This window comes from Microcoleus sp. S13_C3, assembly GCF_036700905.1.
GTDB lineage: Bacteria > Cyanobacteriota > Cyanobacteriia > Cyanobacteriales > Microcoleaceae > Microcoleus.
The window spans coordinates 12,880-39,840 of sequence record NZ_JAUBPT010000072.1; the positions used below are offsets into that span (position 1 = coordinate 12,880).

The 26,961-nt window shown below is 43.7% G+C and carries 35 protein-coding genes; 20 read left to right on the forward strand and 15 right to left on the reverse strand.

Annotated features, from left to right (window positions below; genetic code table 11):
- Positions 1-683: 683 nt before the first annotated feature.
- On the forward strand, positions 684-950 hold the full coding sequence (gene remA / locus QUA16_RS19815; protein WP_190659785.1) for an extracellular matrix/biofilm regulator RemA: 267 nt from the start codon (positions 684-686) through the stop codon (positions 948-950).
- Between the two features lie 79 nt (positions 951-1,029).
- Positions 1,030-1,599, forward strand: coding sequence for a guanylate kinase (gene gmk, locus QUA16_RS19820; RefSeq protein WP_333105829.1), 570 nt, complete (start codon positions 1,030-1,032; stop codon positions 1,597-1,599).
- Positions 1,600-1,693: 94 nt separating this feature from the next.
- On the opposite strand, the gene QUA16_RS19825 is transcribed toward gmk, so the two are convergent.
- A complete protein-coding gene (locus QUA16_RS19825) occupies positions 1,694-2,428 on the reverse strand; it encodes a hypothetical protein (RefSeq protein ID WP_333105830.1) in 735 nt (244 codons plus the stop codon).
- Between the two features lie 236 nt (positions 2,429-2,664).
- Here QUA16_RS19825 and xseA point away from each other — a divergent pair, with 236 nt between their 5' ends.
- The gene (gene xseA, locus QUA16_RS19830) at positions 2,665-3,834 is read left to right on the forward strand and encodes an exodeoxyribonuclease VII large subunit (protein ID WP_333105831.1); all 1,170 of its coding nucleotides are present in this window, start codon (positions 2,665-2,667) and stop codon (positions 3,832-3,834) included.
- Positions 3,831-4,058: an exodeoxyribonuclease VII small subunit gene (gene xseB, locus QUA16_RS19835; RefSeq protein WP_333105833.1), complete on the forward strand. Its 228-nt coding sequence runs from the start codon at positions 3,831-3,833 to the stop codon at positions 4,056-4,058. The genes xseA and xseB overlap by 4 nt, the downstream gene beginning before the upstream one ends.
- A gap of 80 nt (positions 4,059-4,138) precedes the next feature.
- Here the strand turns inward: xseB and QUA16_RS19840 are convergent, their stop codons facing one another.
- The 3 genes from QUA16_RS19840 to QUA16_RS19850 all read right to left on the reverse strand — a co-directional run bounded on the left by QUA16_RS19840 (position 4,139) and on the right by QUA16_RS19850 (position 7,159).
- Entirely contained in the window at positions 4,139-6,295 is a 2,157-nt protein-coding gene (locus QUA16_RS19840; protein WP_333105835.1) for a peptidase domain-containing ABC transporter, read from the reverse strand.
- A gap of 161 nt (positions 6,296-6,456) precedes the next feature.
- Positions 6,457-6,786 (reverse strand): hypothetical protein, encoded by a 330-nt coding sequence (locus QUA16_RS19845; protein ID WP_333105837.1) that lies wholly within the window; start codon positions 6,784-6,786, stop codon positions 6,457-6,459.
- Between the two features lie 145 nt (positions 6,787-6,931).
- Positions 6,932-7,159 (reverse strand): hypothetical protein, encoded by a 228-nt coding sequence (locus QUA16_RS19850; protein ID WP_333105838.1) that lies wholly within the window; start codon positions 7,157-7,159, stop codon positions 6,932-6,934.
- On the opposite strand from QUA16_RS19850, the gene QUA16_RS19855 reads away from it, so the two are divergent.
- A complete protein-coding gene (locus QUA16_RS19855) occupies positions 7,146-8,441 on the forward strand; it encodes an HlyD family efflux transporter periplasmic adaptor subunit (protein WP_333105840.1) in 1,296 nt (431 codons plus the stop codon). The two genes, QUA16_RS19850 and QUA16_RS19855, sit on opposite strands and share 14 nt — an antisense overlap.
- Before the next feature lie 279 nt (positions 8,442-8,720).
- Here the strand turns inward: QUA16_RS19855 and QUA16_RS19860 are convergent, their stop codons facing one another.
- A complete protein-coding gene (locus QUA16_RS19860; protein WP_333105841.1) occupies positions 8,721-8,930 on the reverse strand; it encodes a CsbD family protein in 210 nt (69 codons plus the stop codon).
- Positions 8,931-9,471: 541 nt separating this feature from the next.
- The gene (locus QUA16_RS19865) at positions 9,472-10,299 is read right to left on the reverse strand and encodes a PHP domain-containing protein (protein ID WP_333105863.1); all 828 of its coding nucleotides are present in this window, start codon (positions 10,297-10,299) and stop codon (positions 9,472-9,474) included.
- 22 nt (positions 10,300-10,321) lie between these two features.
- Between QUA16_RS19865 and QUA16_RS19870 the strand changes: the two genes are divergently transcribed.
- Positions 10,322-10,453 carry a hypothetical protein gene (locus QUA16_RS19870; RefSeq protein ID WP_333181304.1) on the forward strand — a complete coding sequence of 44 codons (132 nt, stop codon included), beginning with the start codon at positions 10,322-10,324 and terminating at the stop codon, positions 10,451-10,453.
- Between the two features lie 64 nt (positions 10,454-10,517).
- On the opposite strand, the gene QUA16_RS19875 is transcribed toward QUA16_RS19870, so the two are convergent.
- A complete protein-coding gene (locus QUA16_RS19875) occupies positions 10,518-10,901 on the reverse strand; it encodes a hypothetical protein (protein ID WP_333105842.1) in 384 nt (127 codons plus the stop codon).
- On the reverse strand, positions 10,849-11,115 hold the full coding sequence (locus tag QUA16_RS19880; protein WP_333105844.1) for a hypothetical protein: 267 nt from the start codon (positions 11,113-11,115) through the stop codon (positions 10,849-10,851). Before QUA16_RS19880 ends, QUA16_RS19875 begins: the two co-directional genes overlap by 53 nt.
- A gap of 154 nt (positions 11,116-11,269) precedes the next feature.
- On the opposite strand from QUA16_RS19880, the gene QUA16_RS19885 reads away from it, so the two are divergent.
- On the forward strand, positions 11,270-11,596 hold the full coding sequence (locus QUA16_RS19885; protein ID WP_333105846.1) for a hypothetical protein: 327 nt from the start codon (positions 11,270-11,272) through the stop codon (positions 11,594-11,596).
- A 151-nt stretch (positions 11,597-11,747) separates the two neighbouring features.
- Here QUA16_RS19885 and QUA16_RS19890 read toward each other — a convergent pair whose 3' ends face one another.
- Positions 11,748-12,215: a hypothetical protein gene (locus QUA16_RS19890; RefSeq protein WP_333105847.1), complete on the reverse strand. Its 468-nt coding sequence runs from the start codon at positions 12,213-12,215 to the stop codon at positions 11,748-11,750.
- Between the two features lie 55 nt (positions 12,216-12,270).
- Between QUA16_RS19890 and QUA16_RS19895 the strand changes: the two genes are divergently transcribed.
- From QUA16_RS19895 to QUA16_RS19910, 4 genes are all read left to right on the forward strand, one after another.
- Positions 12,271-12,891, forward strand: a complete 621-nt coding sequence (locus tag QUA16_RS19895; protein ID WP_333105848.1) for a histidine phosphatase family protein — start codon at positions 12,271-12,273, stop codon at positions 12,889-12,891.
- Positions 12,892-13,052: 161 nt separating this feature from the next.
- Positions 13,053-13,832, forward strand: a complete 780-nt coding sequence (locus QUA16_RS19900; RefSeq protein WP_333105849.1) for a HipA family kinase — start codon at positions 13,053-13,055, stop codon at positions 13,830-13,832.
- A gap of 33 nt (positions 13,833-13,865) precedes the next feature.
- The gene (locus QUA16_RS19905; protein WP_333105850.1) at positions 13,866-14,693 is read left to right on the forward strand and encodes a DUF3037 domain-containing protein; all 828 of its coding nucleotides are present in this window, start codon (positions 13,866-13,868) and stop codon (positions 14,691-14,693) included.
- A 43-nt stretch (positions 14,694-14,736) separates the two neighbouring features.
- Positions 14,737-15,108 carry a VOC family protein gene (locus QUA16_RS19910; protein WP_333105851.1) on the forward strand — a complete coding sequence of 124 codons (372 nt, stop codon included), beginning with the start codon at positions 14,737-14,739 and terminating at the stop codon, positions 15,106-15,108.
- A 189-nt stretch (positions 15,109-15,297) separates the two neighbouring features.
- Here QUA16_RS19910 and QUA16_RS19915 read toward each other — a convergent pair whose 3' ends face one another.
- Both QUA16_RS19915 and QUA16_RS19920 read right to left on the reverse strand, forming a co-directional pair.
- Positions 15,298-15,588, reverse strand: coding sequence for a hypothetical protein (locus tag QUA16_RS19915; RefSeq protein ID WP_190661269.1), 291 nt, complete (start codon positions 15,586-15,588; stop codon positions 15,298-15,300).
- A 42-nt stretch (positions 15,589-15,630) separates the two neighbouring features.
- Positions 15,631-16,302, reverse strand: a complete 672-nt coding sequence (locus tag QUA16_RS19920) for a phosphoribosyltransferase family protein (RefSeq protein WP_333105852.1) — start codon at positions 16,300-16,302, stop codon at positions 15,631-15,633.
- Between the two features lie 168 nt (positions 16,303-16,470).
- Here QUA16_RS19920 and QUA16_RS19925 point away from each other — a divergent pair, with 168 nt between their 5' ends.
- From QUA16_RS19925 to QUA16_RS19945, 5 genes are all read left to right on the forward strand, one after another.
- On the forward strand, positions 16,471-17,157 hold the full coding sequence (locus QUA16_RS19925; protein ID WP_333105854.1) for a uracil-DNA glycosylase: 687 nt from the start codon (positions 16,471-16,473) through the stop codon (positions 17,155-17,157).
- Positions 17,158-17,380: 223 nt separating this feature from the next.
- Positions 17,381-17,569 carry a hypothetical protein gene (locus QUA16_RS19930; protein WP_333105856.1) on the forward strand — a complete coding sequence of 63 codons (189 nt, stop codon included), beginning with the start codon at positions 17,381-17,383 and terminating at the stop codon, positions 17,567-17,569.
- Positions 17,570-17,749: 180 nt separating this feature from the next.
- Positions 17,750-17,986: a hypothetical protein gene (locus QUA16_RS19935; protein WP_333105857.1), complete on the forward strand. Its 237-nt coding sequence runs from the start codon at positions 17,750-17,752 to the stop codon at positions 17,984-17,986.
- A gap of 354 nt (positions 17,987-18,340) precedes the next feature.
- Positions 18,341-18,649 carry a hypothetical protein gene (locus QUA16_RS19940; RefSeq protein WP_333105858.1) on the forward strand — a complete coding sequence of 103 codons (309 nt, stop codon included), beginning with the start codon at positions 18,341-18,343 and terminating at the stop codon, positions 18,647-18,649.
- The gene (locus QUA16_RS19945) at positions 18,642-19,559 is read left to right on the forward strand and encodes a Bpu10I family restriction endonuclease (RefSeq protein ID WP_333105859.1); all 918 of its coding nucleotides are present in this window, start codon (positions 18,642-18,644) and stop codon (positions 19,557-19,559) included. Before QUA16_RS19940 ends, QUA16_RS19945 begins: the two co-directional genes overlap by 8 nt.
- 31 nt (positions 19,560-19,590) lie before the next feature.
- Here the strand turns inward: QUA16_RS19945 and QUA16_RS19950 are convergent, their stop codons facing one another.
- A complete protein-coding gene (locus QUA16_RS19950; protein ID WP_333105860.1) occupies positions 19,591-20,163 on the reverse strand; it encodes a hypothetical protein in 573 nt (190 codons plus the stop codon).
- Positions 20,164-20,824: 661 nt separating this feature from the next.
- On the opposite strand from QUA16_RS19950, the gene QUA16_RS19955 reads away from it, so the two are divergent.
- The 3 genes from QUA16_RS19955 to QUA16_RS19965 all read left to right on the forward strand — a co-directional run bounded on the left by QUA16_RS19955 (position 20,825) and on the right by QUA16_RS19965 (position 21,800).
- Positions 20,825-21,163: a type II toxin-antitoxin system RelE/ParE family toxin gene (locus QUA16_RS19955; protein ID WP_333105861.1), complete on the forward strand. Its 339-nt coding sequence runs from the start codon at positions 20,825-20,827 to the stop codon at positions 21,161-21,163.
- On the forward strand, positions 21,156-21,515 hold the full coding sequence (locus QUA16_RS19960) for a transcriptional regulator (protein WP_333105862.1): 360 nt from the start codon (positions 21,156-21,158) through the stop codon (positions 21,513-21,515). The genes QUA16_RS19955 and QUA16_RS19960 overlap by 8 nt, the downstream gene beginning before the upstream one ends.
- A 108-nt stretch (positions 21,516-21,623) precedes the next feature.
- Positions 21,624-21,800: a hypothetical protein gene (locus tag QUA16_RS19965; RefSeq protein WP_333181305.1), complete on the forward strand. Its 177-nt coding sequence runs from the start codon at positions 21,624-21,626 to the stop codon at positions 21,798-21,800.
- A 22-nt stretch (positions 21,801-21,822) separates the two neighbouring features.
- On the opposite strand, the gene pyrF is transcribed toward QUA16_RS19965, so the two are convergent.
- Together pyrF and tyrS are read right to left on the reverse strand one after the other, a co-directional pair.
- Positions 21,823-22,533 (reverse strand): orotidine-5'-phosphate decarboxylase, encoded by a 711-nt coding sequence (gene pyrF, locus QUA16_RS19970; protein WP_333109452.1) that lies wholly within the window; start codon positions 22,531-22,533, stop codon positions 21,823-21,825.
- A 39-nt stretch (positions 22,534-22,572) separates the two neighbouring features.
- On the reverse strand, positions 22,573-23,805 hold the full coding sequence (gene tyrS, locus QUA16_RS19975) for a tyrosine--tRNA ligase (protein ID WP_333109453.1): 1,233 nt from the start codon (positions 23,803-23,805) through the stop codon (positions 22,573-22,575).
- A 300-nt stretch (positions 23,806-24,105) separates the two neighbouring features.
- On the opposite strand from tyrS, the gene QUA16_RS19980 reads away from it, so the two are divergent.
- On the forward strand, positions 24,106-26,025 hold the full coding sequence (locus tag QUA16_RS19980) for a penicillin-binding protein 1A (protein WP_333109451.1): 1,920 nt from the start codon (positions 24,106-24,108) through the stop codon (positions 26,023-26,025).
- 350 nt (positions 26,026-26,375) lie between these two features.
- Here QUA16_RS19980 and QUA16_RS19985 read toward each other — a convergent pair whose 3' ends face one another.
- Complete coding sequence (locus QUA16_RS19985) at positions 26,376-26,699, reverse strand: DUF1825 family protein (protein ID WP_006632589.1); 324 nt, start codon at positions 26,697-26,699, stop codon at positions 26,376-26,378.
- Positions 26,700-26,961 lie beyond the last annotated feature (262 nt).

Below are 26,961 nucleotides of genomic sequence, written 5' to 3' on the forward strand. Positions count from 1 at the left end.
CATTATTGCTAGCTATAATCCTGCTATCATCTGTAGGGAAACGGCAATGCCGTGTCCGGCGCGGGACTCGACAAAATTTCATAATAGTTATAAAATTGAGAATTATAGCAACACTTTTTTTATTGGTATTAATAGGACTAAAGTCCTCACTACAAACCAATTTTATTGTAGAAAATCATGCAATAAACATCTATAGTTTGGCACATCATTCCCAATATTTTTGTGGAAAATCGGGCAGAAAGTGCGTTAGCGAAGCCCGCCCCTACGGGGGCTACGCCAACGAAGAGGATCGCCAGCGGCTTTTAGTTTAAGTTGAAAGCCGATCAAACCAGCATTTGCGAATATTTGCTGTCATCGATCGCTGATTATACTTAACTTTCCCTCTCTGTGAAATTAAATTTATATTTCGCAACATTTACGGGCTGTTTTCTCGATACAGCTAATGCTTTTATTTGCAACTAAAAATCGACGCTTTTACCGAATCTTTAAGATAGAGTGGCAACAGCGAGTGTTTTTTGAATTTTTGATAAAGAACGGGGTACTCGGCGTCAAAAGGGTAAAAAATTAATCTCAATTAAAAAAATTAGTTGAGATTAATTTGAGGATTGTAATAAAAAATCTTTGTATATATGATAAAAAGTAAGGAGTGATAGTTAGTCGTTCACCCATAAATTAAGATTTTCATGGATATTCAATTAATTAATATCGGTTTCGGTAACATTGTGTCTGCTAACCGAGTGATTGCCATTGTCAGTCCCGAGTCAGCGCCAATTAAGCGGATTATTACTGATGCGCGGGAGCGGGGACAACTGGTTGACGCAACTTACGGCCGCCGCACGAGAGCGGTAATTATTACAGATTCGAGTCACGTCATCCTCTCGGCGATTCAGCCGGAAACGGTTGCTAATCGTTTTGTGATCAGCAAAGATGGTCAAAGTCGGGATGATTGAGGTTTTTCAGTTGCAATTTGAGCGCTTACAGTCTAAAGTAAGCGGAAACTTAAATTGTTACAGGTTATCTATTCTAAAAATGAAAGCTGGTAAATTAATTGTTCTGACGGGGCCTAGCGGTGTGGGGAAAGGCACCTTAGTACGATCGCTCCTCAATCGCCATTCCGAATTGTATCTTTCGGTATCGGTGACAACTCGTGAGCCCCGTGAGGGAGAAATTGAGGGAAAGCACTATTATTTTGTCAGCCGCAGCCGCTTTGAACAAATGGTTGAGGCTGGAGAGTTGGCGGAATGGGCCGAGTTTGCCGGCAATTTTTACGGTACTCCCTATTTTGCTCTCCAGCAGGGTACCGGTGAGGGAAAATGGGTATTGCTCGAAATTGAGCTCGAAGGGGCTAGGCAAATTAGAAATAAGTTTCCAGAGGCGCTGCGAATTTTTATTTTACCTCCTTCTTGGGAAGAATTGGAGCGGCGGCTGCGGAGTCGGGGTCAAGATTCCGAAAGTGCGATCGCCCGTCGGTTGCTGCGGGCTAAAGAGGAAATTGAAGCTGCAGGGGAATTCGATTTCCAAGTTGTTAATGACGATTTGGAAGTTGCTTTGAAAAAGCTAGAATCAATACTTAATTTGGTTGAGCTTTCAGGTAACTAATGACTAATGACTAATGACTAATGACTAATGACTAATGACTACTGACTACTGACTAATGACTACTGACTACTGACTACTGACTACTGACTAATGACTAATGACTAATGACCCATTTCTCCGTCCTGGCTAAAGCTTCGCTACTTTGTTTGATAGCAACACAAACTTTTAAATTCAATTCCAGAATATTCAATGAAGGCGAAATTTTTCTCAATGGTTCAATTTCGCGAGCAGAACAGCCCAACATTTCCATATAAGCTAGCGTCCAGCCAATAGCTGCAATGTCCCCTACAGTGCCTTCTCCGGCGCAAAGGTAACAACCAAATTCGCCCTCCGGCCCACACTCAGGACAAACCCAATTGCCCAGTTGTGTATGGGGCAGATTTGTGCGGGACGCGGATGCAATTGTTAATGCTTTAATATGATTTTGAACTACTTGTTTAAAACCTCGGTTGTGGTTGCTGCGGTGGTCGGAATTACCGTGCGATCGCCCGATTGCTACTGCTTGCTGTTGTGGCGAAGCAACAGAGGCTGTTTGGTTCTCCCTGGTTACTCTAGATTCGCCTAGATTCGCAGTTAACTGAATACCATAGTCCTTCGCCTCCTCAGTCGGAGAGTGGTTGAGTGCGCTGGAGGAATCGGGTTCGGAAGTTGTGAAGGATTGTTCTATGCGATCGGCAAAATCTTGCATTGAGAGGTGATGTTCGATCGCCAAAGACCAAGTTCTTTTATGTCGGAGGTCGCCATATTTTCTGGCTTCTTCCTCAGTAATGCCGATCGCCGCCGCCTCTTGGCGCAGCACATTCATCGAAGTCATTGTATCTGATATCATTAGTTTGTTTGCAGTTAAAATTACGATCGCCCGCTCAGCCTACAAATAAATTACCTTAGATATAGTACAATAGTCCGGACTATTTTGAGATTGTATTCTGAAACCCTTGATTTTTCGTTAGCAAGTCGATTCGGCAATCGCCCTGACACCCTTATATTACGCTTGGCAATCGCACACTGTCCGAAGCATTGATACTAGCCTAAATCTAAAATCTAAAATCTAAAATCTAAAATTGGATGACTTCAATTCTTCCCGATACAGCTTTATCTGTTGCCGGACTAACATCATACCTGCAAGACTTGTTGGAGGGCGATCGCAACCTGCAATCAGTTTGGCTGACAGGCGAGGTGTCGAACGTTTCGCACCACCCCAGCGGCTGCTTTTTCACTCTGTGCGACACCGACAAAAGCGCTGCTATTCGCTGCGTGGTGTGGAATTCTCAGCGGCAAAAATTGGTGCAAATCCCGGAAAAAGGGGAACAGTTGCTGGTTTTGGGAAGCATCCGGGTTTACAAAAATCGCGGCGAGTACCAGTTGACTGTTGTGCAATCGCTACCGGCTGGGGCAGGATTGCAGGCTTTGCGGTTGCAGCAATTGCGATCGCGCTTGGATGCTGAGGGTTTCTTCGATCCCGCCAGAAAGCGCCCGATTCCCGCACACCCGCAAATTGTGGCCGTGGTGACATCCGATACTGGCGCTGCTTGGGGAGACATTCAGCGGACTCTAGCCCAAAGATATCCGGGTTTGCGGGTGTTGCTGTCGCCGACAGGAGTGCAGGGAGAATTGGCTGCTGCTGCGATCGCCCGCGCGATCGCCCGTGTAGAATTGGACGGTAGGGCTGATGTGATCATTTTAGGGCGGGGCGGCGGTTCTGCGGAAGATTTGGCTTGTTTTAATGATGAGAGAGTTGTCAGGGCGATCGCGAATTGTGCGATTCCAATTATTACAGGCATCGGGCACGAAAGAGACGAATCTCTCGCCGATTTAGTAGCAGATAAACGAGCCCACACTCCAACAGCGGCAGCCGCTCAAGCTGTACCAATTTTAGCAGATATTTACTTTGAACACAAGCAGCGAATGGTCAATTTAGCAAACGCTGTGCGGGCAAGATTTGAGACAGAAGAAGAGCATTTGCAACTGTTACAAAATCGATTAAAACGTTTGCCTGCGACATCCCGAACTTTGCGACAAGCAACTGGTAAACTGGAAGTATTGCAAGAAAAGTTATCCGCCCTGAATCCGGCGGCGGTATTGCAAAGGGGTTATGCGGCGGTAATCCAAAGTGATGGTACGATCGTCCGCACAACTGACGGTTTGGAATTGGGAGAGGAATTGACTGTGAGGTTGAGTCGGGGCCGGGTGAAAGTTAAGATTGTAGAAGTATTGGATGCGGAAGAAAAGTTATGATTGATTCGCAGTTGCGCCAGTCTGACTGGAATTATGAGGAAACGGTCGATCGAATTGAAGCGATTATCGATCGGGTGGAATCGGGAGAGTTGCCTCTAGATGAGGTTTTCGAGCAGTTTGGGGTGGCTGTGGAGTGTTGGCGGCAGTGCGAAAGCTTTTTGGCGCGGGGGAAGGAACAGATGGATTTGTCGATCGAGCTTTTGGCTGCGGAACCCGATTTTTAAGCGCAGGTGAACGGGGATTAACGCGGATAAGCCCAGGCTCTAGCAAGGTATATAGCCATTTTTTGTCTAAAAGTTATAGATTAAGAGAATGACGAAGTTAAAAATTTTAAATGTTCACCCTCAATTTGTAGTACATCCTCTAAGCTTCCTTGTAATTTTAATTGACCTTCTTGCATATAAATAATATCATTAGCTCTCCGATTTACGGTGGGACGATGACTAATGAGAATTGTTGTTTTTTCTTGACGATATTCTAATAATTTATCTAGTAGTTTTTGTTCACTAATAGGGTCTAATCCGGCGGTAGATTCATCTAAAATTAGCACAGGTGGATCGTTGACAATTGCTCGGGCAATTGCTAATCTTTGACGTTGACCTCCTGATAAGTTGGTTCCAAATTCTCCTAATACGGTTAAATATTTCTCAGGAAGTCGATTGATAAATTGATCGGCTTCGGCGATTTGACAAGCTTTAACAATTTCTTCAAAGGTGACATGGGGTGAACCTAAGCGAAAGTTTTCAATTATACTCCGACTCCAAAAATGGGCATCTTGAGGAACTAATATTATCTGTTTTCTAACACATTCTATGGCTAAGTTTTGTAAGTTATAAGCTCCAACTTTGATTGTTCCTCCCTGTTGTTCGTATAATCCGGTAATTAGTTTTACTAGGGTACTTTTACCGCAACCAGATTGACCAAGAATGGCTGTTACTTTTCCCCCTTCTATCATTACATCAAAATTATTTAATAAATCTAGTCTTCCAGCATGGTGAAAATGTAGATTCTCGCAATATATATTATCATGAGGTTGGAAACCTACCCATTCCTTTTTTTGATCGTCTTGTACTTCTGAACGATAATCAATTACTGATGTTAGTCGTTCAATTGCGGTTTTTACTTTGACAAATTCATCAATCAAGCCAATTATTGTACCAATAAAACCCGAAAAATTACCATTCATACTATTAAAGGCTAATAGTTGTCCAATGGTTAATTCTTTATCGATCACAAGGGTACTACCTAGCCAGAGTAAGCCAACTCCACCAATATTAGAAATAATACCGGAAAATGTGCTATTAGTAATCCCAATTTGGGCTGTTCTAAAACCCATATTGGCGAGTCGTCCGAATCGAGTTTGTAAGTCTTCCCAAAATTGCGGTTCGGCAGTGGTTGTTTTTAAGGTAACAGCACCTTTAAAGGTTTCTACTAATACCCCTTGATTTTCGGCATCTAAAACCATGATCTCTCTAATCTTACGCCGTAATGGAATGAGAAATATTAGGGGGGATACAGCATTTAAAAGAGTTAGTATTACGATAAATAAGCTGAGTTTCCAGCTATAAAATAGCATGAGTGCAAAAGAAATAACGGCAATAAAAAACTGACTCGGTAAACTAATTACAATTTGGGCGACTAATTGGTTAATTTGTTGAATGTCTCCTAAACGACTGATGACTTCGCCGCTGCGGTGAGATTCGTAATATTGGAGGGGTAAACGCAGTATTTTACGTCCAAATTCTTTGACGAATCCCAGTTCTAAACGTTGGGTAAATTGGGTGATTAAATTGGCTTGTACTACTCCTAGTCCACTACTGACTAAGTTCATTATGATAATGGCTATTGCCAATCCTCTTAAAATTTGTGTCTCACCTCGAATCAGTACGTCATCAGTTAATATTTGAATTAAAAATGGTGAAGTCAAAGATAAAATACCTGTGCATATATTGATTAAAAATGCTTCAAATAAGATGAATTTATAAGGTACAACGCGCTGGAAGAAGCGGCTAATTCCCTGAATTTTATCTTCAGGTTGTTGGGCAAAGCGAATTGGATCTGGTTGTAATAAAAGAGTGGTTAATCCTGTCCAGTTTTGGGCTAATTCTTGACGGGTAATATAACGAATTCCCACCGCCGGGTCAGCAATGACATATTTTGTCCATTTTTTACCATATAAAACAACATAATGATAGCCTTTCCAGTGGATTATTGCGGGTAAAGGAGCATCTTTCATTTTACTCAAGATGTCGGGGTTGGCTCGTTTAGAAACAGCATCAAATCCGAGATTTTCCGCTCCTCGTCTTAATCCGGTTAAGGTTGTTCCTAATTGTCCTGTTCCAATCGCTTCTCTAATCCGATTAATATTAAAGGTTTTATTATAATATTTGACAATTGTTGCTAAACAGGCTGCACCGCAGTCTTCTTCGTTTTGTTGTAAGATGCTGGGATATTTTTTCATTTATAGAGAGATGTAGATAATCAGCTTTATTGCCACAATCAAGTAGAGATGCTGCACGCAACATCTCTACTAATTTGGGTATTAAAAACAATTGCTGTTCAGGATTCACACAGAATAATTACTGGTAGAGGTTTAGCAGTGCTAAACCTCTACCATCTACACTATTTACCCGTCAATTGACGAAGGCGATCGAGAACCCAATTCCCTTTGTTTCCATATCCTCCTACAAAGTATTGTCCGCTATCGCGAACTCCCCATGCCCATCCATTAGGTGCATCCATGCCTGGATCTCCCATTCGTACTGGATCGGCCCATGAACCTTTTTTATCAAAAAGGATAAATCCATTACCAGGCTTGCGTGCCCAATTTAAAAAAGCTTGACCACCTTGGGCGATCGCGCTAAGAGCCTGCCAAGCTGCTCCACCTTGTACAGATACTTCTTCCTCAGCGGTGATGTCAGTGAACAAAGGATTGTTATGAATGTCTTTCATGGATGCCTCTTAGTTGATCGGGGATTTAGTTTGGCTAATGTAATACAATATAAATGATAAAAAAAAATTATCAATCAACTCCTCGCACCTTTACAAAAAATTTTTAATTCGGCAGAGTTGAGTGTATTTTTTGTGAACCTTTATCCTAAAAACCTTGCCCCTCTTGAATCGTAGGAAATCCCGTAATGTTACTGAGAAACCCCAACCCCGATTTTCTCACCGTTTCTGGGGAGGATGATTTTTTGCCCCCCGTTAGTGGCTGGACAATTTTTGGGGGCATATTTTTAGTGGGTACAGTGGCGATCGCCTTTACCGTAGCCGCGTTTACCCCCTTACCCGTCACCGTGAAAGCCCCAGCAATGGTGCGCCCCACTGGCGAGGTGAAACTGGTACAAGCACCCACCGAGGGGACTGTGATCGGGATTGATGTGAAAGAAAATCAAACTGTAACTCAAGGACAACCTTTAGTCACTTTAGATGCTTCTCGGTTTAGCACTCGTCAATCCCAACTTCAGGGGGGTGTAGAACAAAATTTGCAACAATTACAACAGATTTCAGAACAATTAAAAAATTTAAACCTGCAACTGGATGCAGAAACAGAAAGAATGAAGCGAACCATAGCTTCTGCTCAAGCGGATTATTTTCGCCTTCAACAAGAATATAATGAACGACGTTTAACTGTACAAGCTCAAGTAAATGAAGCCACAGCTAACTTGCAAGTTACTGAGCAAGAATTGCAAAAAGCTCAAAGCGATATTAAAGCTTCAGAAGCATCTTTACGTGCTAGTAAGTCAGCCTTAAAAAATGCACAGGAAAAACGCGATCGCTATCAAACTTTTGGCTTAGATGTATTAAGCCAAAACCAGTTAGAAGAAGCTCAATTAGCGGTAGAGCAACAACAAGAAACAGTAGCCGAGCGTGTCGCATTATTGCAAAGTCAAAAACAAACTGTACTGCGTCAGTCCAAATCTGTAGAATCTGCTACAGCACGTTTACAAGCATCCTTAGCCAGTCTTAACCCTAGTAATGGAGCGGTGACAATGGCCCAAGAAAAAATTGCTCAGGAAAAAGCCACAGGACAAGGCAGTTTCGCGCGTTTAAAGCAGGAACAAAATAGTTTATTACAACGTAAAAGTGAACTTGAGAAGCAATTAGGGAGCGATCGTCAAGAATTATTACAAGTGCAACGCGACCTCCGTAAAACTGTTATTTCTGCACCCATATCAGGGATTATTCTAAAATTAAACTTACGTAACCCTAATCAAACAGTCCGTACAGGGGAAGAGATTGCTCAAATTTCTCCTAGCAATACTCCTTTGGTGATTAAAGCTAGGGTTTCTACTCAGGATATTGGTAAAGTCAAAATTGGACAAAAATCACAAATGCGGGTCAGCGCTTATCCTTACCCCGATTATGGGATATTAAAAGGAACCGTAACTGCGATTTCTCCTGATGCTATTAGCCCACAAAATACAGGAAATAATCCTATTATTCCTTATTATGAAGTAACGATTAAACCGGAGCAATTATATTTAAAAGATGATCGGAAAAATATGTTACAATCTGGCATGGAAATACAAGCAGATATTGTCGCTAAAAATGAAACTGTTTTGAAATTTATTTTACGTAAAGCACGGTTATTAACTGATGTGTAAGCAACTTAGCAGGGTAAACACTAGACCAGACTAAGGGAAAATTTTCCATTGAGGATACAAAGCAATCAACCTTAAAGGCCTGCTACCACAGCCCCATTGAAGCAAATACCCAACCAAGCTGATTTTTGTCTTCTGCACCTAAACCCTATCTATAAGAGATGTCGCAGGAGTCACCCAGTTTATGCACATTCCAAAAATAAATCATATCAAACCCTATTGATAGCAAAGGATTTGATATGAAGCGAATTCTATTAGCCAAGATTTGGTATAGCGCGGTTTCTACAATTTGTCGATCGACCTTTTGGCTTTATCTGCCAGATTTCTCACCGCATTTTTAGCATCTTCTGCTGCGTGGCGGGCGGCAGCTTCCGCTTGTTTGGCTTTACCTTCAACCTGATCTTTTCTGTTACCCGTGATATTACCGAAAATTTCCTGAGCTTTGCCTTCTAAATTTTTGCCGATCGCCTTCGCTCTGTCTTCTGTACTCATCGGAAAATTGGGTTTGAAACCCCGTCCTTTTAGGACGGCTTTACATTAATTTGAATCCCCTTCCGGGGTGGAGGGGTATGGGTGCCCCTCCGTCGGGATATGGTTGTCCCGTTCTCCTTTCGGAGTAAAGTTAGCTTCGCCAATGTTTTAAGAGCTTGTTAGGCTGAAAGCACTATCTCAGTGACCTTAAGATTGTTTAACTCTCAGCGACAGAGCAAGGAACTAGCTACGCATTCCAGGGTGTCGTGACTCAAAAAACGTAGTCAGTTAAGACTTAGGCTGGTCAGAACGGCTTGTCAGATTTCTCTTTCAAGCCTCATGCCTTCAGGCTGAGGTTCCTGACGATAAGCTCCGTTTGGCAAGTTGCTATACTAACATTGTAAAATTAACTCCCCTGCAATTGCCTTTAACTTCATATTAATTTATATTCTGCTTGACCTCGGTCTTATTCTGATGATTTACTTCCGGCAAACTCGTCACTCAAAAAGCCAAGGATTTTTTTGTAACAACTGTATACATCCGCAAAATGTGTCCTAAAAAACTATTTCAAACTCGCCGCAGCAACTTTAATTGGTTCCAGTAATTCTAACGGCAAATGCAGCATATTCAATTGGGTGCTATCTGCTGCTTTCCTTTCAGGATCGGGGCCGTGATAATCGCTACCACCAGTTGCCAGCAAACCGTAATGAAGGCACAAATCTTTCAACTTTTGGATTTGGCTAGAACTATGGGTGGGATGGTATACTTCAACTCCCATTAAACCCGCATCTACTAATTCTTGTAAGACTTCCTCAACAGCGCCGCCGCGAAATAAATAAGGGTGAGCCCAAACTGGTACTGCGCCGCAACTCTTCAGTAAATCAATGCCTTCGACGATCGAGAATTTCTCGTAATGCACATAAGCCGGGCCGTCCTCTCCCAGCCAGCGATCGAATGCTTCCCGCGATGATTTCGCGTGACCAGCTTTTACAAGTGCAGAGGCAATGTGAGGCCTTCCCGGTGCCATTCCTGGGGATGTTTTTGGCAGTTCGATCGCGTATCCCATTGCTGCTAATTTTTCGACCATTTCCTGCGATCGGCGAAACCTTCCTTCCAGGCGATCGTTCAAAGGAACTCGCAACTTATTTGCATCGGGATAAAAACCTAAAATGTGCAGTGACCGGCCGTTGTGAACTGTACTGAGTTCGAGTCCGGGGACTATTTCGATACCGTGCAAAGCAGCAGCGGCGAAGGCTTCATCCCAACCCGACATCGTATCGTGATCCGTGACGGCCAAGGCGCGAACCCCCGAAGACGCGGCTGCGGCTACGAGTTCGGCAGGGGTGAGAGTGCCGTCGGAATAAGTAGTGTGGCAGTGGAGTTCTAGCATTTTTTCTGGTAAGTTAAAGTCTGTGAAACCTGCAATTATTCCCCTCACTCACGCGACATATATCGTCGCTGCGATCGACAAGTTTTTGGGTAATTTTAATCTGTTAGCTGTAATAAGTTGTCGCGCCTTTAATTGGGACATTTCTGTTTATTAAAAGCTGGCGTGGGCTGGGCATCTTGCCCACCTTTTCAGTTGAATTTAGATGCAGAATACCTTAGCTATTTCTTGATTTCTCGCATTGGGTAAAGGACACCTTCTGGCAATTTGGGAGGAACCGGCGATATTTCAATACTTTGTATGTTGTGAACTGGGATAACTACCAGTTTATCTGCCAATTCGAGAATTACCGGGTCTGCTGTCAACATTTTGTGCAGGCGAGTGCCTAAAGTTGCTTGCTCTCCTACTGTTCCCTCTGGCGCACTGAACTGGAAGTGTTGCTGTTTGCCGTTGGTATAGTGGATTGTCAGATTGATAATTCCTTCTTGGTTGGTTGCTTGCATAATTTTTTCCCCTAACAGTCGATCGGGACTTCGCAAAATTAACAATAAATCAAAACTGGCGATCGCACCACGATCGCACCACGGCTGGAAAGCTTTTGACAAGACCAGGCTGTCGGTACGAAAGTCCGGTTACTGCTAATTTTATCACAAAAACTGTACGGAAACTCGCCAACTTACCCAGTATACAATTGGCAGTCCGGCTGTCTTTGCTCCTTAATGCGCGAGATCCTTCGCCAGCAATATTTGGTCGATCGGGCTTTCTTGTATGCCAGTTGGCAAAGTGGCTCAATTTAGCCTCTGTAGCGACTTGACTCAAAGCGGTCTCAAGTCTTACAGCAGAGGCCTTTGAGCGCTTTGGGTGTCAAGGTTTTTCGAGGTGGGAACTGTGGAGGTTGAGATAGCGGCATTCTGCTGTCACTGCCGTTGAGGATTTTTTTATAAATTAATAACATAACATTCAGGTACAGCTTATGAAATCCACACTTTGTTTTCCCGAAACTTCTATTGAATCTAACACCGTTGCTGTTAATAATAATGCTAGTGACTATTGTATCCTTGCAGCTTGGATTGACTTAGTAGGTGGAGATTTTGAGAGCTTGGGAGGAGATGATTGGCTTCCCTTGTGCGGCGACATTGATGATGGCGAAATTTACCGGGAATGGTTTTTGTGGCAAGACAGCGAAGTAACTCAAGAGTGGGAAGCTTACGATCCAATTACTAATTATCGAGTTGTGGCACCTAGCCGAGAAATGATGATTGCTAAAATCGACCAAATAGAAGATTCCAGAACAATTTAGTTGAGCGGGAGAAGGTTAAATCTTGATTCTCAACTCTCATATTCAAAATTCTGTTAACAAACCCGGTTTCTCCCAACCACATTAAAGAAACCGGGTTTTTCAGACCCCCACTCTAGGTGTGGGTTTAGTTCCACGGGCCGAACCTAATAATTTATGTCGCTACTGCTTTTTGTTTTTCTCGTTCTAATTTGCGCTGCTTCAAGGCGGCCAGATTTTGTTTAATTGTGTCGATCGCAAATCCAGCCCCCTGCTGTTGGTATAATTCGCTGGCACGGATCAAATCTGCCACAGCCTCGTCATCCGATCGCAAATTTGCAAAAGCTAAGCCGCGATTGTGGTAAGCTTCTGCTAAAGTTGAAACTTGTTCTACAGCGCTGGTAAATTTATCTTTGGCTTTGCGGTAGTTTCCTGACTGATAAGCCTCAATTCCTTGTTGAAAATAAACGGAAGCTTTGCTGCCGCTGTCGGTATCTGGAAATTCTGGGTAAGTTAAAATTGGTTCTTTAAAGAGTACAGAAATGCTGCCCTTGCCGAAGTAAGCCCAAGTCATTGTTCCAAACCCAATCCCCAGCACGAGGGCAATAATGACAGACAGAGCAATAAAATTGGTGAGTTCCATAGAGCAATATTTGTTGTATTATAATATGATAAGTTAATTCCTAACTTCTGCACCAATGGCTGCGCGGATTGACCTCAACTGGAAATGGTTTTTCGGCTCGCTAGCTTTAGTATTGTCGATCGGCTTAATTACTGCAACTGCAAGTTCTGACGCAGCAACCAACGCGCAAACTCAAGCAGGGTGGCAATTGTTGCAGCGGGGTGAGAGGGGGTTGGTGGTAGCAATGCGACACGCGATCGCCCCAGGTACGGGAGATCCTGCTAACTTTAAGTTGGGCGACTGTTCCACCCAGCGCAATTTATCAGCACAAGGAAGAACCCAAGCCAAGCAAATTGGAGCAGAATTTCGCAACCGCAACATCAAAGTTGCCAGAGTTTTATCGAGTCAGTTGTGCCGGTGTTTGGAAACAGCCAAACTGATAAATTTAGGCAAAGTCGAACCGTTCCCAGCACTGAACTCGTTCTTTAGGGACAGCAGCAAAGAAGCCCGACAAACAGCAGCAATTCGCAAATTAATTGTGGACAACCGCAACACCAAAGGCGCGATTATTATGGTAACTCATCAAGTAAATATTACCGCTATCACTGATATTGTACCGCAAAGCGGCGAAGCTGTGATTCTCAAAAGTGATCGAGAAGGTAAAATCCAAATAGTCGGACGAATTGGAGGATTTTAAGGAAAAATAGCAATCCTTGCCGAATTCATGAACTCTTTATTTCCTATTCCTTTGCGTTCTTCGCAGCACGATAAAATATTTTGTTGACAAATCATTAATTTTTGGTATATAAAGTGATAATGTATAAACTTTCAGCAGATTGATGACTGCGAAATATTATTGTGAGCGAGCGTGCAGAAACTAAGCAAGAGAAAAGAAAAAGGTGGAAAGACTCTTTAGAAGCAGGAATCGATAGAGGTGAAGATCCTATAATTATCATTACCTTTCGTTCAGGATGGGATTCTGCGGCTCGTCCAGTTTTAGCACGCGGTATTGATAAGCGCGAATATGTCATTAAGGGGCAACAAGCTGGGCGTCAAATCGTCAACGATCAGGTGGTAGCAAGACTCGGTATGGCAATCGGAGCACCTGTGGGAGAACCTTGTGTTGTGGAAATTTCTGAGGAACTAATTGCTGAAGATTCTAGATTTTCCTATTTGACTCCTGGGACTGCTCATGCTACGCTTTACATACCTAAATGTTCTTCCCAAAGAGAAGAAATCAACTACACAAACCAGCCAGAAAACCGCGAAAGGTTTGCTTTGCTAATTTTGTTGTACGGATGGGTCTATGCTAATGATTATCAATTCATCTATGAAAATGCTCGCCCCAATTTGGTTTACTCTGTAGATCACGGCCATTTTTTTCCAGGCGGCCCAGAGTGGAAGCAGCGCGACTTGCTCGAAGCTGCTAGTGCTGAGATAAACCCCCGCCTTGTTTCTAATTGTAAACTAATGCCAGAGGAGATTCGCCAGAGACTTCCGATTCTCGATGCTCTCAGCGAAGAAACCATTATTCAAGCTGTGGCTGCTCCACCCCGCGAATGGGGACTTACAATTGACGAGCGTGTTACCCTGGTAGAGTATCTTGTTAAAAGAAGACAGGATTTACTGGCGCTCTGATAGGCACGCTCGTCCGACAAAAAAACTGAAACAATGGCAAGTAAGTATAGTATCGTTCAATACGTTCCCAATCCAATTGCTAACGAACGGATTAATATTGGCGTTGTTGCTTTCAACGAAGAAGAGGTGCGCGTCCAGTTTCTCACAAACTGGGAGCGGGTGCGGCATTTTGGCATGGAAGATGTTACTTTCTTGAAAGAGTTTGCTCAGCGAATGTCCCAAGCCGCTGACTCTGGGTTGATTTTTCCCGGGGATAATCGAGATGCTCCTTATCAGGAACGTTTAAATAAAATTGCCCGTGATTGGCTCTCGGGTATTCAGTGGACAGAACCTCGCGGCTCGTTGGAGGATGTGGATAGTTTACTAGAAGATATTGCTAGTAATTTTTTGGTGGATTTGAATTCTCAAAAACCTCATAGGCGCGACCGCGAAGCTGCTGCTAGATTAACCACTGCTAAATTCAGAAAGGTTTTTAAACAGTATGTGAAAAATGATGCCAAAGAGTTCCTAAAAACAAGTTATTCAGTGCAGGGTGGTCATATGGAGCACAAGTTTGATGCGGTTGTTGCTAATGGGCGACCTTACTTGGCAGCACACGGTATATCATTTGAGGTGAAGATACCCGAACACCTGCAAAACTCTTTGTCTTGGATGATTACTGATGTAAAACAGTTTCAGCCTGATTTTCCTATTGCAATTGTGGCGCTACAGCCAAAAAAAGACGTTGAAAACTATCAAAAACTTGAGCAAACTTATCAGCAAGCTACCTCGACGTACTCACAACTTGGTGCTAAAATTCTTGCAGAAGATGATGTTGAAAATTGGGTGCTAGAAAGACTTGAGAAGGCTAATCTCTTGTAAATATCAAGCGATTCCCCATTACCAATTACCCTTACCAATTTATATGAGTTTCCAATACAGCGCTGCCCTAGTGACTTTAGCAGACCTTGATAAAGAAGTTCTAGTTAAATTTTACACAAAATTTCTCGACATAGAACCAAACCCTTACATCCCCAATACTTATGCTGAATTTCAACTCCCCGGATTAAGACTCGGCATATTCAAACCCAAAGATTCCCACAAATCGGAATTTGCCAATCGAGCAAAAACAGGCATGAGTTTGTGTTTGGAAGTCAGCGATATCGAAACTGCGATCGCCCGAATTTGGGCTTTAGGATATCCGCCCGCAGGAGAAATTATCAAAGCTTCTCACGGTCTAGAAATCTATGCCTTCGATCCTGCCGGGAACCGCATAATTTTGCATCAATCCCATTAGAATGTAGGATGAAGGCTAATTATTGGTGAACTCTCGATCTTCTCTTCTCTTCCTTTGCGTCTTCGCGGTTCGTTCAAAAAAAAATCTAGTTCACAACCCGCTGAGGATTGCTATATAAGTTATGCAATTGCTTCACCACCTTCGCAATGACATTGTAAAACCCGCATCTACAAATCAAAACGGCCTTAACTACCTAATCAGTTCAGCAAAACTATAAAAACTGATAATTAATAACAGCAATGCTGTCAGATGAGTTAGTTGAAATTGAGGCCGTGGGCCGATGGATTCCCGCACCAAAATTGAAAAAGACGAACCAATTATATAACTCAAAGACAGCGTTAAATACTGCCACTGCAAGGTTACACTCCACAGCCCGAGCAAAATCATCGCCAAAGTCAACATCACCAACTCAACAAAGCGAGGCGGATTGTGCTGAGTAGACAGAATCAAAGTGTCCAACCAATATTGCCAAGGTCTCATGTTTTAGCGATCGAGCTTTTGGATTTAGCCTTCTAGCTTAACCTACGATCGCCATTCAGTTTGTTGCTGCAAACACCTTAAAGCCTCCGCCGTCTCAACCTGCGGAAATTGCCCATAAAAGCGACTGACACTGTAAAAAGGGTGAGGAGTCTCCAGAACGATCAACTTATCGGCCATCTGGGCCAAAAATCCCATCAAATCTGCGGGGGCGACAGGCGCGCAAATCCACAAAGCCAGCGGTTGCTGCGACTGCAAAGCCTTAGCCGCCACAGCCATCGTCATCCCTGTAGCAATGCCGTCATCTACCAAAATCGCCAAAGCCCCCGCCGCGCTGAGATTGGGGCGTCCCGGAGACAAATCTGCCAGCAGAGATTGAGCATTATTTTGAGCCACCGGCAATGCTGATTTTTGCAAGCGTAAATTGTGCTGCTTTTGCTTTTCCCAGAGGACGTGACCGTCAGCAGTTGCAGCCCCGATCGCCAATTCTAAATTATCTGGGCGAGTAATTTTCTTGGCGACAACCACATCCAAAGGACAGCCCAAGCGGCGCGCAATCGGCACAGCAACGGGCAAACCCCCGCGTGGCAAGGCGTAAACAATCGGTTTCACCGCCTGCTGTGTCATTAAACTCAACTTGCCGAACTCGTCCACAACTGCCTCGGCCAGTTTTTCGCCTGCATCGGCGCGATCGTCAAAAAACGGGTTAGAGAACATATTTTTGCCTGTACGAGCTCAACCAAACAATTGGAGATTGTGCCAGTGTTAATTAGGGATTGTGCAATCGACAGCATCGCACACAAGCTTCTAGCCAATCTCAAATCACCAAACCCGATCTAAACTATAAACTCTAGACTCCAAAATATCTCCCTAATTGTAAAATTTATGTCCAGCGACTTGCAACTGAGCCTTTTTGACAACAATCAAAGTGCCACTTTCCAAACAGACTCAATACCAGCAAATGCCAAAATTCCCATTCCTCCGGGCACTTATCAAAATATGGAACAAATCGGCGAGCACTGCAACCGCTGCTACCGCTGCGAATTGGGCAACTGCCGCACTCACGCCGTCATCGGGCGCGGCAATCCTCAAGCCTCAATTTTGATTGTGGGAGAAGCGCCCGGACAAAACGAAGACGAAACCGGATTGCCCTTCGTCGGGCGATCGGGCAAACTGTTAGATAAGATTTTAGAATCCGTGGGATTGAGTGCAGAAACCGACGTATTCATTGCCAACGTCATCAAATGTCGCCCTCCCAACAACCGCCCTCCCACAGCCAAAGAAATCGAAGCTTGCAAACCATACTTGCTCGAACAAATTCGCATCTTAGACCCCAAAATTATTTTATTAACTGGTGCAACAGCCCTGAAAGGTTTGCTAAGCGACAAGCGGCCCATTAGTAAAATTAGAGGTCAGTGGATTGAATGGGAAAATCGTTTGTGTATGCCAATTTTTCACCCGTCTTACTTGCTGCGTAACCCCTCCCGCGAACCGGAGACTCCGAAATGGTTTATGTGGCAAGATATGCAGGCTATCAAGGCTAAACTAGACGAATTAAAAGAGCAATTCTAATCAATTTTTCTTGTTGATTTGTAGACGGGTTGGAAGCACAATCTCGGATTTTTACCCACAATCTTAAAACCCGCCCCCACCCACCTAAAAATTATAATTAATTTTCATGTGTAATTTGTAGGGGGCTGGTTTCACCAACAATCTCTGATTTTTACCTGCCATCTACAAAACAAGTTCCCGCTTTCCATTCATAAATTTACGCCCCGTAGTAAAAATCCGAATTATGGTTGTCTCTAGTATTTTTAGTGAAACTCCTATCAATAGACAAGAAATCCCTCAAGAACTATTAGACATTGAAGATAAACAACGTACTAATCCACTTCCTTGGAAAGGGCAATTTTCCCCCCAGTTCGTCGAAACTTTGATTGATAAAGATGCCAATAAAAATAGTGTGATTTTTGATCCATTTTGAGGTAGTGGAACAGTTTTATATGAGGCAGGAAGATTCGGACTGGAAGCCTGCGGAACAGAAATCAATCCAGCAGCTTTAATCCTAGCTAACACTTATAAATTCATCACTCTTTCACCAAGAAAGCGGGAAAAATGTATCAATTGTTTTCTCACTCAACTCAAAACAGAGATAGGGGAGAGAATGCCACTCTTCCAAACAATACAAAAAGAACTTACACCCAATGATTTAATAGATAAAATTGTAGAGGTAGCCGTTGATGATGAACAAAAGTTACTTAATATTCTACATGAAGCATTAGTGATATTGCTAGACTTAGAAAACAAAAAACTTACTAAATCAAGAGTTTTTACACTTGCGGAAAATATCGCTAATTTTGTCCTTAAACTACCCTATAGTAAAAAGCCGATAAATGCCTAAAATGCCGATGCAAGAAACGTTCCCTTACAAAACTCCAGCGTCAATCTTGTGATTACATCCCCCCCTTATATCAATGTATTTAACTATCATCAGCAGTATCGCGGTTCTACTGAGGCACTAAACTGGAAAATTTTAGAGGTGGCAAAATCCGAGTTTGGTTCTAATCGTAAGCATAGAAGTAATAGATTTCTAACTGTCATTCAATATTGCTTAGACATCGCCTATACTTTGCAAGAATTGTTAAGAATATGCAGCCCTAACAGTAGAATGATATTTGTAGTCGGTAAAGAATCAAATATTAGAGGAACGCCTTTTTTCAACGGGTAGTTAGTTGCAGAAGTTGCTCGTCAAGTATTGGGAATTAGCTTAGATATCCGTCAAGAAAGAAGTTTTGTAAATCGTTATGGAAAAATTATCAAAGAAGATATACTACACTTTACAAAAAGAGAAGAATTACAGTATTATTTTGCCATCCATCAAGCCAGAACCCTTTCTATAGAAGCTTTAATATCTGCTTATTCCGTAGCGAATGAACAAGTAAAATATGAAATCAAGGATGCTATCGATAAGGCAGCCACAGTACAGCCCTCACCTTATTTCGATCGGCAGCGTTCACGAAAAACCATTGAAATACTCAACCAAAAAGAAGAAAATTATGTTTAATTTAGCTCAACCACATGGGGACAAACTAGCAGCATTACTTGATAACGTGAAATTACCTCCTACAGATAAACGGCGTGTTAATCAAGCAATCGAATACTACAAAAAATGGTTGGAAACGCTTAAAAACATCAGGGGGGATGATATGAAAGTTGTTCCAGAGATGGTATCCCATCTAACCTCCTATAAGCGATACATTGACGTTGAACTAATTTTTGACAGTGACAATGATTTTTTGTACCGTCAAAAAGGGCAATTAAAACTTGACAACTCAATTATTGAAGAATTTATACCTATCTTAGTTACAACCGTCTTTGCAGATTCATTAAAGGACAAAGAATTATCCTTTGGCCCAACACAGTGTTTTTCATCCCTACGATTTGAGTCAAGTTTAAAACTCAGTCCAAAAGGCGGTGGGATGAGTATTCGAGCCAAGGATCAAGATTTTGCGATTAGTAGAAAAATATTTCTAAAAGCCTCTCATAACCAAGATTTTAAGGATACTACCTCCCGCGAGGCAAATATTGCTTATGTTGCGGCTGAGTGTAAAACAAATCTTGATAAAACCATGTTTCAAGAGGGCGCAGCAACTGCCCTGGATGTAAAATTGAGTGTACCAGGAGCCAAGTATTTCTTGCTATGTGAGTGGCTTGATATGTCGCCGATTAGCTCATCACTCACAGCTATTGATGAAATACTAATTTTGAGAAAAGCAAAACGCTTATCGTCTAATATAAGAAGTGCTTTTAGTACGGTAGAGGGAAGAAATAAAAATAAAGATTATTTTGTCAACCATCTCGATAACAACCCCTTGGCACCGGAAGTTTTTATGAGATTTTTAGGTGAGATTGAAGTGATAATTGGTAAAGATGAACTAGACGAAGATGACGTGCTGTCTAGAGGATATTTTTAAGTGTAAAAAAAATCCTCGGAACCAGCGAAAGTTATGGCTTTGCCTGACAATCGCGCAACCACAAACGAATAGCCTCAGCAATTTCGCTTTTCTCCCCCTCTGGCCGCAACAACGGACGAACATCCGCCGCAGTACCAAAACTAGAAACGATTTTTACTAATTCCCATCCGTTCTCCGTTTTAGTTAAAAATAACCAATGATATTGCTGAATTTCTACTCGTTTTTCCCCGCGATACTGCCGTTCCAAAGTAGTAATGAAAACTTGACTAGCATTTTCAGGAAGTGCATCTTCAAAATTTAAAGGTAGCGGTTCAAACTCCGGGCGGCCCGCTAAAATTATTTGAGGCAGCGCGTAACCCGGCGGTGTATTAGTGTTAGGAGAAAAGTGCGATCGCACAATTACGCGATTAGCATAACTCGGCAAATCTTGCAACAGGCGATCGACCAAAGTTTCTAAATCAGCGGGACAGGGCGATCGCGCTAATAAATCATGCCCATTTGCATTTACATTAACATCATCGATTGCCAAATTAACCGCCATAGTTGGAGTCCCAACCACCCACACAATCGCAACCAAAATACTACTTACTGGAAATACATTCAACCTCAGAAAGACTCCTCATCGATCTTAGTCCGCCAATTGTCAAAGCAATGCTCATCTGCTACAATCCCCTATATCTAAACACCATAACACAGCAATATGCAGCGGAGAAAAGCCCTCAGATCCCCCCTCCCTCAAAGAATATGCCTGGAAAAATTCTCAAGCTATACCCCCAATTACAGCAGCCCACAATTTTTATCAGCTTTTAGATAAAATCAAAACTAGACCCGCCCTTTATCCTGGCAAGCGGTTTGGCGGTGGGCGTGGTTGCAGTTTGGCTATGGGCAGTATATACTAACAGTGAGCGCTTGCTTTGATTTGTTATTCAATAGGAGAGCGGATATGAATTTTTTCTATTGGATAATGGGTAATATCAAATGGGATTTTTTTGTTTTTTGTTGCGTTATTAATGTTGGCTAGTGGGATGTACTTGTCTCCTTATTTTGGTTGGTTTGGGTGTTTGTTTGTTTTGTTTTTGTTGTGGTGTTGGCTGTCGATTGGTGATGGATGAAAAACATCTGATGGATGTTTAAGATTTTTATTATAGTTGTGAACCCGACTTTTTCCACGAAGCCATGCCTGTTCCACGTTTCCGATACCGGGCACTGACCGGAACGAGCTAAAATTTTATCGATTGACGCTAAGGTTTGTACTAAATGAAATCATGGAAGTCCAACCGAGAGAAATTCAAACCTATGAAACTTTAGAGGGAAAAATCCCTTTTGAAGAGTGGCTTGATTCTTTGCGCGATCGCGAAGGGAAAGCTAAAATAAAAGGTAGACTTCAGCGAGTTGGTCTTGGTAATTTAGGAGACTGTAAATCAGTAGGAGAGGGTGTTTCTGAGTTAAAAATTGACTGCGGCCCAGGCTACGGGGTTTATTTTGGAGAAAGAGACTCAACTATTGTACTGCTTCTCTGCGGTGGAGATAAAAGTACCCAAGATCGAGATATTCGCAAGGCCAAAGAATACTGGATAGAATTCAGGAGTAGAAACAATGCCTAAAACCCACAGTTATCATGACTATCTGATTAAATCCCTCCAAGAAATTGAAGAAGCTGCTGCTTATATTCAAGCAATTTTAGAAGAAAAAGAACCGGAATCTGAACTGTTACTGACGGTTCTCAAAGACGTAGTTAAAGCTCAAGATAAACTCTCTATCATGACTGAAGACGAACAACAGAATTGGGAGAAACTTGAGGAATTGTTGAAAGCATCAGGGGGAGAAGAGATTTACCGATTTATGGGTTTGCTGAAGGCTTTAGGATTAAAGACAGATATTGCAGTTAGTCAATGTAAGACGCCAGACGCATCAATGCTAGAATCCCCATCTCGCGTCGAGACTTGTAAATTGTAACGTCTTACCAAATTACTCAAGAGTAGAAACTAGCTATTTTTTTATCTGCTGTAATAATAGCAGCTTAATTTCTTTTCGCCAACCGCAGATATCAGCAGATAAACACAGATGAACGCAGATAAAATTCCCTTGGCGTTCATCGGCGTTCATCTGCGGTTAAAACTGAGATGTTGCACCATTCTCAATAAGCCTTTTATGAACAGGCAAGATGCCTGTTCCACAAAGAGTGAATTTTCTTGTGGAACAGGCATCTTGCCTGTTAAGCGAGAATGGTGCAAGATGTGAGTTAAAAACAACATTCCTCTTGTTATCCCAACTCTTCACAAATACGCGCAAAAGCGGCCACTGGATCATCCGCAGCAGTAATCGGCCGCCCAATCACCAGATAATCCGCACCAGCTTTCAAAGCGGCCTTTGGAGTCATCGATCGCTTTTGATCGCCTCCCTCGGCCCATTTCGGACGCACACCCGGACAAACTAACAGAAAATCATGCCCGCAACTCATTCTTAACTGTTCCACCTCTTGCGGAGAACAAACAGCACCAGCTAAACCCGTTTCCTTAGCCAATAATGCCATGTGCAAAGCATATTCCGGCAACTCCAAAGGTATTTTCAACTCAAAAGCCAACTGTCGCGAATTCAAACTCGTCAACAGAGTAATTGCAATCAACTTAGGACTCGGTTTATCCACAGCCGCCGCCCCTTCAGTCAAAGCCAACTGTGCCGCTTTCAAAGCATCTTTACCACAAGTAGAATGGATAGTCAATAAATCCACATTGTACTTAGCAGCAGCCCGACAAGCACCGGCCACAGTATTCGGGATATCGTGAAACTTCAAATCCAGAAAAATCCGCTTTTCCCGTTGTTTTAAAATTTCCAAAATCCCCGGCCCGGAACTCACAAACAGTTCCAAACCCACTTTCCAGAAAGATACTTGCGGCAGTTTGTCAAGAAGTGCGATCGCCTCTTCTTGACTCGAAACATCCAAAGCAACAATAATTCGATTATCAGCGTTCATCAGCGTTCATCAGCGTTCATCTGCGGTTAAAAAAGAGATTCAAGAAACCAATCGCACAAACTTATTCTTCCCAACCTGCAAAACCTTACCCCATAAATCAGCCGGTGATTCAAAAGTAAGATTAACATCAGAAACCCGATCGCCCTCCAACTTCACCCCACCGCCCTGCATCAACTTCCGCGCATCACCGCTGCTTTTACAAAGCCCGCTAGCACTCAGAATATAAAACAACTTAGCCGGAAACTGCACACTTGCCAAAGAAAACTCCGCCACAGCATCAGCTTGTCCCGCAGCACCTTTAACCAGCGCAATTGCATCTTGTTGTGCGCGTTCCGCCGCTTCCTTCCCCCGATACTGGCGCACCACATCCAAAGCCAAAAGTTTCTGTTTTTCTCGCGGATTTTCTGGCAATTCATCAAGTGGCAAATCTGTCAAGAGTTCAAAATATTGGGCGATCGAACTATCAGCAATTTTTTCCAACTTAGAATACATCGTCAGCGGGTCTTCCGACAAACCCACATAATTGCCCAAAGACTTCGACATCTTCTGCACCCCGTCAGTCCCGATCAAAATCGGCATCAGCAAACCAAACTGCGGTTTCATCCCAAAATGCCGCTGCAAATCTCTCCCCACCGCAATATTAAACTTTTGGTCAGTTCCCCCCAACTCCACATCAGCCTCCAAAGCCACCGAATCGTAACCCTGCATCAGTGGGTACAGAAACTCATGCAGATAAATCGCATTCTCCTGCTGCATCCTGTTATCAAATCCCTCTTTAGCGAGCATCTGCTGCACCGTCATGGTCTTCAGCAGTTCCAAAATCTTCGCCAAGTCCAATTTTGACAACCACTCGGAGTTATAGCGAATTTCCAAACGTCCGGGCGTGTCAAAATCTAGAATCGGACGCACTTGGTCTAAATAAGTCTTGGCATTTTCCGCCACTTGTTCGGCCGTCAACTGGCTACGCATCTCCGACTTCCCTGTCGGATCGCCAATTCTTGCGGTAAAATCTCCGATCAGCAGTACGGCTGTGTGACCGGCATCTTGAAAAGCCCGCAGCTTGCGGACGCAAAGGCTGTGTCCCAAGTGAATGTCACTGCCTGTCGGGTCAATTCCGAGTTTGACGCGCAAGGGTCGATCGACTGTTGCCAGCAGTTGGGCTAAATTTTCGTCAGGGTTGCTAGAATCAGGTCGATCGGGAAAAATCTCACTGACGCCGCGGTAAAGCGCTGAAAGGTTAGGAGTTATCATCGGGGAGCGATCGTCCATCATATTTTGCCAAAGTGCAGCAGAATTAGTTACACTCACTGGTTGACGCATAAAAACATAACTATCAAGCTACTATAATCCCAAAGCTGACCGGCTTTCATTAGCTGACCCCGCCCAAAAACGGATACCAGCCCCCGACAACAGTCGTGGAGATCCCCAAATTTTAGACTCTTGTTCAAAATCCCAGATTCATCTGTGGAATAAATCTAAAATCTAAAATCTAAAATCGACTGACTGTCTCTAGGGTTCGCATCTAAAATTAAAAGTCTTAAACCCCAAATCGAGTGAGGAAGTGAAATCCACGTGTCAACCAACGCAGTCCGCAATAACACGGAAAACTCAGCCCCCGTATTCGAGTTTGTTCAGTCAGTCAGTAAAGTGACCGCCGGAACCATACTCAGCATGACAATGCTTGCCAGTTCCGTAGTCGCTGGCGGACTGGTTGGCTTAGCGATCAGCTTCCGCAATTTGCCAGATGTTCGGATCTTGCAAACCTACTCTCCTACAGAAACTACCCACATTTACGACATCAACGGCAAGCCCCTAGCCAGCATCCACGACGAAGCCAACCGGGATGTCGTACCCCTTGACCAAATCTCCCCGAACCTGAAACGAGCTGTTCTGGCGATCGAAGACAGCAACTTCTTCACGCACAAAGGCATCAACCCCGGCGGCATAGCCCGAGCTCTCCTAGTCAACCTAGAGAAAGGTAGAACCGTGGAAGGGGGCTCGACTATGACTATGCAGCTAGTCAAGAACCTGTTTCTCTCTCCCCAGTCAAAATTTAGTCGCAAGGTAGCTGAAGCGGTAATGTCTATCCGCTTGGAGCAAATTCTCACCAAAGACCAAATTCTGCAACTATACCTGAATCAAATCTACTTAGGTCACAACTTGTACGGTGTAGAGACAGCCTCTCGAAGCTATTTCAACAAGTCAGCAAGTAATTTGACTCTTGCAGAAGCAGCGATGCTGGCCGGCTTAATTTCTGCCCCCGAAGAATACAGTCCTTTCGTCAATTACAAGTTGGCAAAAGAGCGGCAAACAATCGTTTTAGGCCGCATGAAGGAACTCAAATGGATTACGCCCGCCCAAGAGACTGCTGCCCGCCAGGAAAAAATTAAGCTAGGCAAAATTACCTCTTTTGGCGGCTCTCAAGTTCCTTACGTAACACAAGCCGTAGTTCAGGAACTGACGAGGCGTTTCGGGCGAGATGCCGTGGTTAAGGGAGGAATGCGCGTTCAAACCACGATCGACCTCAGAATGCAGCGCATAGCCGAAGAGACCGTCAAAGCGTGGCACAATCGGCTTTACTACCAAGGGCTGTTTTACGATCGCGAGGAAGGTCAAATTGCCCTAGCAGCGGTAGATCCCCGCACCCACTTCGTCAAAGCAATGGTTGGTGGCGTCGATTACGAAAAGAGTCAGTTCAACCGCGCCATTCAAGCACGTCGCCAGCCCGGATCTTCTTTTAAGCCTTTTATCTACTACGCTGCCTTTGCTAGCGGCAAATACACCCCGGATTCAGTTGTCTACGACTCCCCTGTCGGCTACCGCGACGGCGACGGCTACTACTACCCTCAGAACTACGGCGGCGGCTTCTCCGGTGCGGTCAGCATCCGCAGAGCTTTGGAATCATCTCTTAACGTTCCCGCCGTCAAGCTGGGGCAAGAAGTCGGATTGAATAAAGTGATTGAGATTTGCCGGGTGCTAGGCATCAGAAGTCCGATGGAACCGGTGATTTCTTTGCCCTTGGGTGCCGTTGACCTCACTCCTTTAGAAATGGCCGGAGCTTTTGCTACCTTCGCCAACAACGGCTGGCATTCTGACACCACATTTATCGTGCAAGTTACTGACAGCAGTGGCAACGTCTTGCTCGACAATACGCCCAAACCCAAATTAGTTCTCAATTCCTGGGCGGCGGCCTCTGTCAACAGCGCCCTGCAAGGGGTAATTAACAACGGAACTGCAAGGGCGGCCCAACTTGGGCGGCCGGCTGCTGGGAAAACTGGTACAACTTCTTCAGAAAGGGATATCTGGTTTGTGGGTTACGTGCCACAGTTGTCGGTGGCTGTTTGGATGGGCAACGACAATTATAGACCGATGAGCTACGGTGCTACTGGTGGTACTATTGTCGCCCCTGTTTGGCGTGATTTTATGAGCCAAGCTTTGGAAGGCGTTCCCGCAGAAAATTTCAAACCCGCTTCATCTTTTGAGCGGCCTTAATTATCAGTCAGTTGTCAGTTGTCAGTTGACTGTTGGCAGTTGGCAGTTGGTGTTTGACACTTGACAATTGACAGTTGGCAGTTGACAATTACCCATTATTTCTCCTCAGACCGAAAGAATCCAGGATACAAGCCCCCGGATTCATTCCTTCGCCGACTCAGGACGGAGAAATAAAAAACCTGTATCAGATAAACAAGCCCCCGAATTTATGCGTGGGGTCAATGCTTCAATCTAAAATCTAAAATCTAAAATCTAAAATCGATTGACTTCTGGCTTCTGGCTCACACTCGATGATTAATCCGTGTATCCGTGTCAAAATCCGTGTGGTGCCTTCCTTCTTCCTTCTGACACTAGGATTGTTTTTCCAGCTCAGATTTCATCCGCTCCAGCGTTGAGTTCATTTGCTCAAACATCTGCTGGGGCGTGATGCCAAATTGATTGAGCTGTGTTTTTAACTGCTCTACAGTCATCTGAGCCATAAAGTCCTCAGACAGCTCGAAGCGCTTCATAAAAATACGGTACCGCTCCATCATTGATTCCATCTGAGCGATGAACATTTTCTTGCCTTCGCGATCGAATTTGCCGTAATTGCCACCTAGTTTGATGAGAGATTGATAGTCTTCAAACAACAGTTTGGCTTCTTGCTGAACAATTTCTGAATCAAAAAATCCCATAGCTTTCCTAATTTTTTAATATTCTACTAATTTTGATCTAAGCGAGAAATCCCGCTGCTTTTTCTACTATTTTATCAGTTGCCGGAGGAAGTCCCTACCCCTCAAGGTACAAGAATAAGTAGAAATTTCCGTACAGCATAAGGCATGGGCATTGGGCATCGGGCATTGAGCATCGGGCATCGGGCATTGGGCATCGGGCATCGGGCATCGGGCATCGGGCATCGGGCATCGGGCATCGGGCATCGGGCATCGGGCATCGGGC